Origin of the sequence: Pseudomonas sp. ADAK7, from assembly GCF_012935675.1 — a bacterium.
Lineage (GTDB): Bacteria > Pseudomonadota > Gammaproteobacteria > Pseudomonadales > Pseudomonadaceae > Aquipseudomonas.
Genome location: NZ_CP052861.1, coordinates 412,413 through 423,744 on the forward strand (window position 1 = coordinate 412,413; position 11,332 = coordinate 423,744).

9 protein-coding genes are annotated in these 11,332 nt (G+C 60.5%); all 9 read left to right on the forward strand.

From position 1 onward, the window contains the following. The first annotated feature begins 102 nt into the window (after positions 1-102). On the forward strand, positions 103-993 hold the full coding sequence (locus tag HKK53_RS02005) for an NAD(+) kinase (RefSeq protein WP_010459816.1): 891 nt from the start codon (positions 103-105) through the stop codon (positions 991-993). Beyond that, entirely contained in the window at positions 990-1,964 is a 975-nt protein-coding gene (locus tag HKK53_RS02010) for a metallophosphoesterase (RefSeq protein ID WP_429515923.1), read from the forward strand. Before HKK53_RS02005 ends, HKK53_RS02010 begins: the two co-directional genes overlap by 4 nt. After that, a complete protein-coding gene (locus tag HKK53_RS02015) occupies positions 1,961-2,830 on the forward strand; it encodes a rhomboid family intramembrane serine protease (protein ID WP_169369101.1) in 870 nt (289 codons plus the stop codon). The genes HKK53_RS02010 and HKK53_RS02015 overlap by 4 nt, the downstream gene beginning before the upstream one ends. A 33-nt stretch (positions 2,831-2,863) precedes the next feature. After that, positions 2,864-3,124, forward strand: a complete 261-nt coding sequence (locus HKK53_RS02020) for a YeaC family protein (RefSeq protein ID WP_054047564.1) — start codon at positions 2,864-2,866, stop codon at positions 3,122-3,124. Continuing rightward, the gene (locus HKK53_RS02025; RefSeq protein ID WP_178117437.1) at positions 3,121-3,951 is read left to right on the forward strand and encodes a DUF2797 domain-containing protein; all 831 of its coding nucleotides are present in this window, start codon (positions 3,121-3,123) and stop codon (positions 3,949-3,951) included. Before HKK53_RS02020 ends, HKK53_RS02025 begins: the two co-directional genes overlap by 4 nt. Before the next feature lie 10 nt (positions 3,952-3,961). Continuing rightward, on the forward strand, positions 3,962-6,619 hold the full coding sequence (pepN, locus tag HKK53_RS02030) for an aminopeptidase N (protein WP_169369103.1): 2,658 nt from the start codon (positions 3,962-3,964) through the stop codon (positions 6,617-6,619). A gap of 244 nt (positions 6,620-6,863) precedes the next feature. Next, a complete protein-coding gene (locus tag HKK53_RS02035) occupies positions 6,864-7,121 on the forward strand; it encodes a hypothetical protein (RefSeq protein WP_169368735.1) in 258 nt (85 codons plus the stop codon). Between the two features lie 690 nt (positions 7,122-7,811). Further along, positions 7,812-8,864 carry a WD40/YVTN/BNR-like repeat-containing protein gene (locus tag HKK53_RS02040; RefSeq protein WP_169369104.1) on the forward strand — a complete coding sequence of 351 codons (1,053 nt, stop codon included), beginning with the start codon at positions 7,812-7,814 and terminating at the stop codon, positions 8,862-8,864. A 39-nt stretch (positions 8,865-8,903) separates the two neighbouring features. Continuing rightward, complete coding sequence (locus HKK53_RS02045) at positions 8,904-11,279, forward strand: efflux RND transporter permease subunit (protein ID WP_429515129.1); 2,376 nt, start codon at positions 8,904-8,906, stop codon at positions 11,277-11,279. Positions 11,280-11,332: the final 53 nt, after the last annotated feature.

Below are 11,332 nucleotides of genomic sequence, written 5' to 3' on the forward strand. Positions count from 1 at the left end.
GCGAGCATAGCCTCTTAAGTCATGGCTTAAAGGATTTTGTCTATCCCGCGCTTTCGCCCATAATCGTCGCTTTAGCCCGACGCAGAACCTCGCAGGAGCCCCATGGAGCAATTTCGTAATATCGGCATCATCGGTCGCCTGGGCAGTTCGCAGGTGCTGGATACCGTCCGCCGACTGAAACGGTTTCTGCTCGATCGTCACCTGCACGTGATCCTCGAAGACACCATCGCCGAAGTCCTGCCGGGACACGGCCTGCAAACCTCGTCGCGCAAGATGCTCGGCGAAGTCTGTGACATGGTGATTGTGGTCGGTGGTGACGGCAGTCTGTTGGGCGCTGCCCGCGCGCTGGCCCGCCACAACATTCCGGTGCTTGGGATCAACCGTGGCAGCCTGGGCTTCCTGACCGACATTCGCCCGGATGAGCTGGAAGTCAAAGTCGCCGAAGTGCTCGACGGCCACTACCTGGTGGAAAACCGCTTCCTGCTGCAGGCCGAAGTCCGCCGCCACGCCGAGGCCATCGGTCAGGGCGATGCGCTGAACGACGTGGTGCTGCACCCCGGCAAATCGACGCGAATGATCGAGTTCGAGCTGTACATCGACGGCCAGTTCGTCTGCAGCCAGAAGGCCGACGGCCTGATCGTCGCCACGCCGACCGGTTCGACCGCTTATGCACTCTCTGCGGGTGGCCCGATCATGCATCCCAAGCTCGACGCTATTGTGATTGTGCCGATGTACCCCCATACCTTGTCAGGCCGGCCAATTGTGGTCGACGGCAACAGTGAGCTGAAAATCGTCGTGTCCAAGGATATGCAGATCTACCCGCAAGTCTCCTGTGATGGGCAGAACCATTTCACCTGCGCGCCGGGTGACACCATCACCATCAGCAAAAAAGCCCAGAAGTTGCGGCTGATCCATCCTCTCGACCACAACTATTATGAAGTGTGCCGGACCAAGCTTGGCTGGGGCAGTCGGTTGGGTGGTGGAGGCGACTGATGCTCGATCCCGCGCGTAGCTACGACCTGATCGGTGACGTGCACGGTTGCGCTCTGACCCTTGAGCACTTGCTCGACCGGCTCGGTTATCACAAACACGGTGGCGTCTGGCGGCATCCGTCGCGTATGGCGGTGTTCGTCGGTGACATCATCGACCGCGGCCCACGCATTCGTGAAGCGCTGCACATCGTCCACGACATGGTCGAGGCCGGCCAGGCGCTGTGCATCATGGGCAACCATGAATTCAATGCCCTCGGCTGGAGCACCCCGGCGCCGCCCGGCAGCGGCAAGCAGTTCGTGCGCGAACACACCCCGCGCCACGCCCGATTGCTGGGGGAAACCCTGACTCAGTTTGAAGATCATCCGGGCGACTGGCATGACTTCCAGCAATGGTTCTACGACCTGCCATTGTTCGTCGACGCCGGGCGTTTCCGCGTGGTGCATGCCTGCTGGGATTCGGGCCTGATCGAACCGTTGCGCGCGCTATTTCCCGACGGTTGCGTTGATGAACACTTCCTCCAGGCCTCGGCCGTGCCCGGCAGTTTTGCCTGCACCGTGTTCGACCGCCTGCTGCGCGGCACCGACATGCGCCTGCCCGATGGCCAGACCATGACCAGTGGCGATGGCCTGACGCGTTCGTTCTTCCGCACCAAATTCTGGGAAGACGACCCGCAAACCTACGGAGACATTGTGTTCCAGCCTGACGCCTTGCCCGAGCCGGTGGCCCGTACGCCATTGTCTTCCACTGAGAAAAACACCTTGCTGCGCTATGGCATCGACGAGCCGTTGCTGTTCGTCGGGCACTATTGGCGCAGCGGCAAACCGGCGCCGATCCGGCCGAACCTGGCCTGCCTGGATTACAGCGCGGTGCTGTACGGCAAACTGGTGGCTTACCGCCTGGACCAGGAAACCCGGCTCGACCCGCATAAGTTTGTCTGGGTCGACGTTGAGCGGCCGGAGGCCTTGCGATGAGTAAGGTGGCGGTTTTGCGTCTGCCGTTGGCGGTGGACTTGAGCGGCTTCGTCAAGCTGCTGCAACGCATGCAAGTGCCCCATCGCGTCAGCGAAGAGGCGGGCGAGCAAGTGCTGTGGGTGCCGGCCAACATCAGCGAGGACGTGCGTTCGCTGTACGAACGCTTCCCGGCGGGTGATCCGGATCAACAACTGGACATCCCGGTAGCGCAGACCCCACGCCGTCCCGGCCTGGTCGAGCAATTGCGCCACAGCAAGGCGACCGCAGGCATTCTGCTGTTGTGCCTGATCGTCGGCGCGGTGACGGTGCTCGGTGAAAACCTCAACACCCTGCACTGGTTCACCTTCCTCGATTTCCGCGTAATCGGTGACTACATCGAGTTCACGCCGCTGGACGAAGGTCTGGCGGCGGGGCAGTGGTGGCGCCTGGTGACGCCGATGCTGATCCACTTCGGCTTCCTGCACCTGGCCATGAACGGCATGTGGTACTGGGAACTGGGGCGGCGCATCGAGGCGCGGCAGGGCAGCGTCAACCTGATCGGCCTGACGTTGCTGTTCAGCCTGGTGTCCAACTACGCCCAGTACTGGTTCAGCGGTGCGACCTTGTTTGGTGGTCTGTCCGGCGTGCTGTACGGCTTGCTCGGGCACTGCTGGATCTTCCAGCTGCTGTCGCCGAACCCAGCCTATCGTTTACCCCGCGGCGTGCTGGTGATGATGCTGGTCTGGCTGGTGGTGTGCATGTCCGGGCTGATCTCGATGATCGGCTTCGGTGAAATTGCCAACGCCGCCCACGTCGGCGGGTTACTCATCGGATGCTTCACCGGTTTGTTGGGTGGTTTGTACAACCGCCGTAAACTCGCCGTCTAAATAGTTATGTCAATAAAGAGCGCGGAGACCCTGATGTCCTCTTTTAACGAAATGATCAAGAACATCACCCCGGACATCTACCAGAGCCTGAAACTGGCGGTGGAAATCGGCAAATGGTCCGACGGTGGCAAACTCACCGCCGAGCAGCGCGAACTGTCCCTGCAAGCGATGATCGCCTGGGAAATCCAGAACCTGCCCGAGGAACAACGCACCGGCTACATGGGCCCGCAGGAATGCAGTTCCAAGTCGATCAGCGTGCCGAACATTCTGTTCAAGTCGGATGCCATCCATTGATCGAGATTGGCCGCGGTGCAATCAGCAAAATGTCGGCACGCCTGGACGGGCCGAACGTGCAGTACGCTTTTCGTCTGGGCGACACTGAGGTGCCGGTCAATCCCTTGATCGGCTCGACGGTACGCCTGGAATACTTGGGGGCGATTTTCTGCTCCCATTGCGGACGCAAGACCAAAACCAGTTTCAGCCAGGGTTACTGCTACCCGTGCATGACCAAACTGGCCCAGTGCGACATCTGCATCATGAGCCCGGAGCGTTGTCACTTCGATGCCGGTACCTGCCGTGAGCCGGAGTGGGGCCAGACGTTCTGCATGACCGATCACATCGTCTACCTGTCCAACTCGTCGGGGGTGAAAGTCGGGATTACCCGCGCCAACCAGATGCCCACCCGCTGGATCGACCAGGGCGCTCGTCAGGCATTGCCGATCATGCGCGTCTCCACCCGTCAGCAGTCGGGCTTCGTCGAAGATCTGTTCCGCAGCCAAGTGGCTGACAAGACCAATTGGCGTGCTTTACTCAAGGGCGACGCGGCATCGGTGGACCTGGCTGCGGTTCGCGATCAACTATTCGATAGCTGCGCTGAAGGTTTGCAAGGTTTGCAGGAACGATTCGGCCTACAGGCAATCCAGACTATTGCCGATGTCGATGTCCTCGAGATCCGCTATCCGATCGAGCAATACCCGGCCAAAATCGTCAGCTTCAACCTGGACAAGAATCCGATTGCCGAAGGCACGCTGTTGGGAATCAAGGGCCAATACCTGATCTTCGACACCGGCGTGATCAATATTCGTAAATACACGGCCTATCAACTCGCCGTGCATAGTTAAGGACTCCAGCATGCGCACCGAACAACCGAAGATGATCTACCTGAAGGACTATCAGGCGCCCGAGTACCTGATCGACGAGACGCACCTGACCTTCGAGTTGTTCGAGGACCACAGCCTGGTCCATGCGCAACTGGTGATGCGCCGCAATCCCGAGCGCGGCCCGGGCCTGCCACCGCTGGTGCTCGATGGCCAGCAGCTGGAGTTGTTGTCGGTGAACCTGGCCGACCGCGAACTGACCGCCGCCGACTATGTGTTGACCGAGAACCACCTGACCCTGCACCCCAAGAGCGAACGCTTCACGGTCGACACCAGCGTGCGCATCCACCCGGAAACCAACACCGCGCTGGAAGGTTTGTACAAATCCAGTGGGATGTTTTGCACCCAGTGCGAGGCCGAAGGCTTCCGCAAGATCACCTATTACCTCGACCGCCCGGACGTGATGAGCAAGTTCACCACCACCGTGGTCGCCGAGCAGCACAGCTATCCGGTGCTGCTGTCCAACGGCAACCCGATCGCCTCGGGCCCTGGCGAAGACGGCCGGCACTGGGCGAGCTGGGAAGACCCGTTCATGAAACCGGCGTACCTGTTTGCGCTGGTGGCCGGTGACTTGTGGTGCGTCGAAGACACCTTCACCACCATGACCGAGCGCACCGTCGCGCTGCGCATCTATGTCGAGCCGGAAAACATCGACAAGTGCCAGCACGCCATGAACAGCCTGAAGAAGTCGATGCGCTGGGACGAAGAGGTCTACGGTCGCGAATACGATCTGGACATCTTCATGATCGTCGCGGTCAACGACTTCAACATGGGCGCCATGGAGAACAAGGGCCTCAACATCTTCAACTCCAGCGCCGTGCTGGCCCGGGCCGAAACCGCCACCGACGCCGCGCACCAGCGGGTCGAAGCGATCGTCGCCCACGAATACTTCCACAACTGGTCGGGCAACCGCGTGACCTGCCGCGACTGGTTCCAGTTGTCGCTCAAGGAAGGCTTCACCGTGTTCCGCGATTCCGGCTTCTCCGCCGACATGAACTCGGCCACGGTCAAGCGCATCCAGGACGTGGCTTACCTGCGCACCCACCAGTTCGCCGAAGACGCCGGCCCCATGGCCCACGCCGTGCGCCCGGACAGCTTTATCGAGATTTCCAACTTCTACACACTGACCGTGTACGAAAAGGGCTCGGAAGTGGTCGGCATGATCCACACCTTGCTCGGCGCCGAAGGCTTCCGCAAAGGCAGCGACCTGTACTTCGATCGCCATGACGGCCAGGCCGTGACCTGTGACGATTTCATCAAGGCCATGGAAGACGCCAATGGCGTTGACCTGACCCAGTTCAAACGCTGGTACAGCCAGGCCGGTACACCGCGTTTGGCGGTGAGCGAGTCCTACGACGCGGCGGCGAAAACCTACAGCCTGACCTTCCGCCAGAGCTGCCCGGCCACCCCGGACAAAGTTGAAAAGCTGCCGTTCGTGATTCCGGTGGAATTGGGGCTGCTGGACACCAAAGGTGCGGCGATTGCGCTGCGTCTGTCGGGCGAAGCTTCGGCACAGGGCACTTCGCGGGTCATCTCGGTGACTGAAGCCGAACAGACTTTCACTTTCGTTGACATCGCTGAACAGCCATTGCCTTCGCTGCTGCGCGGTTTCTCGGCGCCGGTGAAGCTGAGTTTCCCGTACAACCGCGATCAACTGATGTTCCTGATGCAGCACGACAGCGATGGCTTTAATCGCTGGGATGCCGGTCAGCAACTGTCGGTGCAGGTGCTGCAAGAACTGATTGCCCAGCAGCAGAAGGGCGAGAAACTGGTGCTGGATCAGCGCCTGATTTCGGCATTGCAAACTGTGCTGAGCGACGAAACGCTGGACCAGGCCATGGTCGCGGAAATGCTGTCGCTGCCGGGTGAGGCGTATCTGACAGAAATCAGCGAAGTGGCTGATGTTGACGCTATTCACATCGCTCGCGAATTTGCCCGCAAGCAATTGGCGGAAGGTTTGTTCGAAGCGCTGTGGCTGCGTTATCAGGCCAACCGCGACCTGTCGAAGAAAACCCCGTACGTGGCCGAGGCCGAGCACTTCGCCCGTCGTGCGTTGCAGAACATTGCGCTGTCGTACCTGATGCTCAGCGGCAAGCCTGAGGTGTTGGCGGCGACGCTTGAACAGTTCGAAACCAGCGACAACATGACCGAGCGTTTGACGGCGTTGGCGGTGTTGGTCAATTCGTCGTTCGAAGACGAGAAGGCCAAGGCATTGGCCAGTTTTGCCGAGCACTTCAAGGACAATCCGCTGGTTATGGACCAGTGGTTCAGTGTTCAGGCGGGGAGCACGTTGCCGGGTGGTTTGGCGCGGGTTCGTCAGTTGATGGAGCATCCGGCGTTCAATATGAAGAACCCGAACAAGGTGCGGGCGCTGGTGGGTGCGTTTGCCGGGCAGAACCTGATCAACTTCCATGCGGCGGATGGCAGCGGGTATCGCTTCCTGGCGGATCTGGTGATTGAGTTGAACGGGTTTAACCCGCAGATCGCCTCACGCCAACTGGCGCCGCTGACTCGCTGGCGCAAATATGACGATGCTCGTCAGGCGTTGATGAAAGGGGAGCTGGAGCGGATTCGCGCTTCGGGGCAGCTGTCCAGCGATGTGTTTGAAGTGGTCAGCAAAAGCCTGGCCTGAGTCTGGCTCGCTCCCCCAGGGTTCACCCGGAACCCTTGTGGGAGCGGGCTTGCTCGCGAAGGCGGCCTCACTGCCGACCGGGATTTTTGATCGGGTACATATCCATTGCTGCGGTAACGGCTTCTTATGGTTCCGCTCTTACAGCGGGTCACTTTGGAAGAGCGCCAAAGTAACCAAAACGCTTTCGCCCCTGACGTACGGTGCCTCGCTGTGGCTCGGCATGCCCTCACTCCGGTCCTGCTCCGTGGGCCCGCCGCCATCGGCCATCCATGGCCGGGGGCGGCTACCGCGGCATCCCTGCCGCGGTGCCCACTGCGCAGAACCTCCGCTCGGCCGTCCGACGGGGCAGATCAAAAGCAAGATCAAGATCAAGGTCAAGGTCAAGGTCAAGGTCAAGGTCAAGGTCAAGGTCAAGGTCAAGGTCAAGGTCAAGGTCAAGGTCAAGGTCAAAAGATCGCAGCCTCGTTTCACTCGGCAGCTCCTACGGGGGGTGTGTTTGTGATCGTTCCCACGCTCTGCGTGGGAATGCCGCCGGGGACGCTCTGCGTTCCGCTAACGACGCAAGTCTGAATCCTGCGCGCTGGTGACGCAGAGCGTCACGGGATGCATGCCCACGCGGAGCGTCGGCACGAGCGGTCGCTCGGGTGTACGCGCAGGCGAAACAGGCCGGCCGGTAGGCCGCCTCGCCGTGCGATGCACGCCCCCTCGAGAGGCGGAGTGGAGGTTCTGCGTAGTGGGCAACCCGGCATGGATGCCGGGTTAGCCGCCCCCGGCCATGGATGGCCGATGGCGGCGGGCCCACGGAGCAGGACCGGAGCGAGGGCATGCCGAGCCTAAGCGAGGCACCGAACGAAAGGGGCAAAAGCGCTTTGGTTACTTTCGCGCTTTTCGAAAGTGACTCGCTGTAAGAGCGAAACCGCCAGCCGCCGTTACCGAAGAAACGGATATACACACAAAAATCACCCCACCTGATACCCAACCATTCACCGACACCCCATACCCCTCAGGTTAACAAAACATAACGTGGCGTCGATTGTCAGACCTTTCCAAAGCCCGATAGGATAAGCCAGCTTCCGAAGGGGCTCTGGGTTGCGGGTTTCAGGACTATGCTCCTAACCAGTCAATCGCCACGAGCACCCTTACGGCGCCCTGAAAGGTTGAACGACCTAACAATAATAATGGGGGAAGGTCTATGAGTGAGCCTGTCATGGGTGTGGGTATTTGCCGCCCGCCGGCATTACGCAAGTACGCGTTGCTGGCTACAGCGCTCTCGCTGTTGGGCTGTGCCGCGTTGTCGGCACCGGTGCTGGCCGCCGACGCGCCGGCAGCCGATGCCGTTTATTCCGTTGAGTCCGCCAAGGCCGCCAAAAGCCTGATGCTCGATGTCGTCCACGCCGGCAAACGCCTGGTGGCGGTCGGGGATCGCGGGCACATTCTGTATTCCGATGACCAGGGTTCGACCTGGACCCAGGCCAAGGTGCCGACCCGGCAACTGCTCACGGCGGTGTTCTTTGTCGACGACAAACACGGCTGGGCCGTCGGCCATGACGCGCAAATCCTCGCCAGCGAAGACGGCGGCGTCACCTGGACCAAACAATTCGAAGACCTCAAACGCGAATCGCCGCTGCTCGACGTCTGGTTCAAGGACGTCAACAGCGGCTTTGCCGTGGGCGCGTATGGCGCGTTGATGGAAACCACCGACGGCGGCAAAAACTGGGAAGACGCCAGTGACCGCCTCGACAACGAAGACCAGTTCCACCTCAACGCCATCGCCGCCGTCAAGGATGCCGGGCTGTTCATCGTCGGCGAGCAGGGCAGCATGTTCCGCTCCGCCGATTGGGGGCAGACCTGGGAAAAGCTCGAAGGCCCGTATGAAGGCTCGCTGTTCGGCGTAATCGGCACCGCTCAACCCAACACGCTGCTGGCTTACGGCTTGCGCGGAAACCTGTTTCGCTCCACCGATTTCGGCACCACCTGGGAGCCGGTCGAGCTGAAAGCCGCACGCGGCACCCTGGAGTTCGGCCTGTCCGGCGCTACGCTGCTGGAGGACGGCTCCATCGTCATCGTCGGCAACGGCGGCTCGGTGATCAGCAGCAGCGACAACGGCGAAACCTTCTCCGTGTTCAACCGACCGGACCGGATTTCCGTGTCGTCGGTGACGGCTGCAGGTAACGGCAATCTGATTCTGGCAGGACAGGGCGGCGTTCGCGCCACTTCGCCAACCGGCGCCGAGCTGGGCAAATAAGCCGGGCCACATAATAAGAAGGGCGGAGCTATGACATCCATGACAAGTCATCATCAAGACAAGGCGACGTTTCTCGAACGCCTGATTTTCAACAACCGCCCGGCAGTGATCGTCATCTGCCTGCTGGTGAGCATCTTTCTGTTCTGGCAAGCGACGCTGATCCGGCCGTCCACCAGTTTCGAAAAAATGATCCCGCTCGAGCATCCGTTCATTCAGAAGATGATGGAGCACCGCAACGATCTGGCGAACCTGGGCAACACCGTGCGCATCTCGGTGGAAGCCACTGACGGCGATATCTTCTCCAAGGAGTACATGGAGACCCTGCGCCAGATCAACGACGAAGTGTTCTACATCTCTGGCGTCGACCGTTCCGGCCTCAAGTCGCTGTGGAGCCCGAGCGTGCGCTGGACCGAGGTGACGGAGGAGGGCTTTGCCGGTGGCGAAGTGATCCCGCAGAGCTATAACGGCTCCCAGCAAAGCCTCGACCTGCTGCGCAACAACGTGCTCAAGTCCGGCCAGGTCGGGCGCCTGGTGTCCAACGACTTCAAGTCGAGCATCGTCGACATCCCGCTGCTGGAGTCCTACCCGGACCCCCAGGACCAGGGCAAGTTGCTGGCCCTGGACTACCGCAAGTTCTCCCACGAGCTGGAAGACAAGATCCGCGACAAGTTTGAAAAACAGAACCCCAACGTGCAAATCCACATCGTCGGTTTCGCCAAGAAAGTCGGCGACCTGATCGATGGCCTTGTCATGGTGGTGATGTTCTTCGGCATCGCCTTCGTCATCACCCTGATCTTGTTGTACTGGTTCACCAACTGCATGCGCAGCACCGTGGCGGTGTTGAGTACGACGCTGGTGGCGGTGGTCTGGCAACTCGGCTTGATGCACTTCTTCGGTTTCGGGCTCGATCCGTATTCGATGCTGGTGCCGTTCCTGATCTTCGCCATCGGTATTTCCCACGGCGTGCAGAAAATCAACGGCATCGCCTTGCAGTCCAGCGAGGCGGACAACGCCCTGACCGCGGCGCGACGTACCTTCCGCCAACTGTTTCTGCCGGGGATGATCGCGATCCTTGCGGATGCGGTGGGCTTTATCACGCTGCTGATTATCGACATCGGCGTGATCCGCGAGCTGGCCATCGGCGCGTCCATCGGCGTGGCGGTGATCGTGTTCACCAACCTGATCCTGCTGCCGGTGGCGATTTCCTACGTCGGCATCAGCAAACGTGCGGTCGAGCGCAGCAAGAAGGACGCGCACCGCGAACACCCGTTCTGGCGCCTGCTGTCGAACTTCGCCAGCCCGAAAGTTGCACCGATCTCCATTGCCCTGGCCCTGATCGCCTTTGGCGGCGGCCTCTGGTACAGCCAGAACCTGAAAATCGGCGACCTCGATCAGGGCGCGCCGGAGCTGCGTCCGGACTCGCGCTACAACAAGGACAACAACTTCATCATCAGCAACTACTCCACCAGTTCCGATGTGTTGGTGGTGATGGTCAAGACCAAGGCCGAAGGCTGCTCGCGCTACGAAGCCATGGCGCCGATCGACGAGCTGATGTGGAAGATGCAGAACACCGAGGGCGTGCAGTCGGCGATCTCATTGGTGACCGTGTCCAAGCAGATGATCAAGGGTATGAACGAAGGCAACCTGAAATGGGAAACCCTGTCGCGCAACCCGGACGTGCTGAACAATTCCATCGCCCGGGCTGACGGCTTGTACAACAACAGCTGTTCCCTGGCGCCGGTGCTGGTGTTCCTCAACGATCACAAGGCCGCCACGCTTGACCGCGCGGTGCATGCGGTGCAGGACTTCGCCAAGGACAACAACAAGGACGGCCTGGAATTCATCCTCGCCGCTGGTAACGCCGGGATCGAAGCGGCGACCAACGAAGTGATCAAGGAATCGGAGCTGACGATCCTGATCCTGGTGTACATCTGCGTCGCGACCATGTGCATGATTACCTTCCGTTCCTGGGCGGCGACCCTGTGCATCGTGTTGCCGCTGGTGCTGACCTCGGTGCTCGGCAACGCCCTGATGGCGTTCATGGGCATCGGCGTGAAAGTTGCGACCCTGCCGGTGGTGGCGCTGGGGGTGGGGATCGGCGTGGACTACGGCATCTACATTTATAGCCGCCTGGAAAGCTTCCTGCGTGCCGGTTTGCCGCTGCAAGAGGCGTATTACCAGACGCTGAAGTCCACCGGTAAAGCCGTGCTGTTCACCGGCCTGTGCCTGGCCATCGGCGTGTGCACCTGGATCTTCTCGGCCATCAAGTTCCAGGCCGACATGGGTCTGATGCTGACCTTCATGCTGTTGTGGAACATGTTCGGCGCACTGTGGCTGTTGCCGGCGCTGGCACGGTTCCTGATCAAACCGGAGAAACTGGCGGGGCAGAAGGGCAATTCGTTGTTTGCCCACTGACCTTCAGCGATGGAGCAAAAGCCGCAACCCGAGGGTTGCGGCTTTTTTATGGG

Coding starts and splice junctions, on each gene's coding strand:
- HKK53_RS02005 (WP_010459816.1), top strand. CDS start 103: ATGGAGCAATTTCGTAATATCGGCATCATCGGTCGCCTGGGCAGTTCG.
- HKK53_RS02020 (WP_054047564.1), top strand. CDS start 2,864: ATGTCCTCTTTTAACGAAATGATCAAGAACATCACCCCGGACATCTAC.
- HKK53_RS02040 (WP_169369104.1), top strand. CDS start 7,812: ATGAGTGAGCCTGTCATGGGTGTGGGTATTTGCCGCCCGCCGGCATTA.
- HKK53_RS02045 (WP_429515129.1), top strand. CDS start 8,904: ATGACAAGTCATCATCAAGACAAGGCGACGTTTCTCGAACGCCTGATT.
- HKK53_RS02015 (WP_169369101.1), top strand. CDS start 1,961: ATGAGTAAGGTGGCGGTTTTGCGTCTGCCGTTGGCGGTGGACTTGAGC.
- pepN (WP_169369103.1), top strand. CDS start 3,962: ATGCGCACCGAACAACCGAAGATGATCTACCTGAAGGACTATCAGGCG.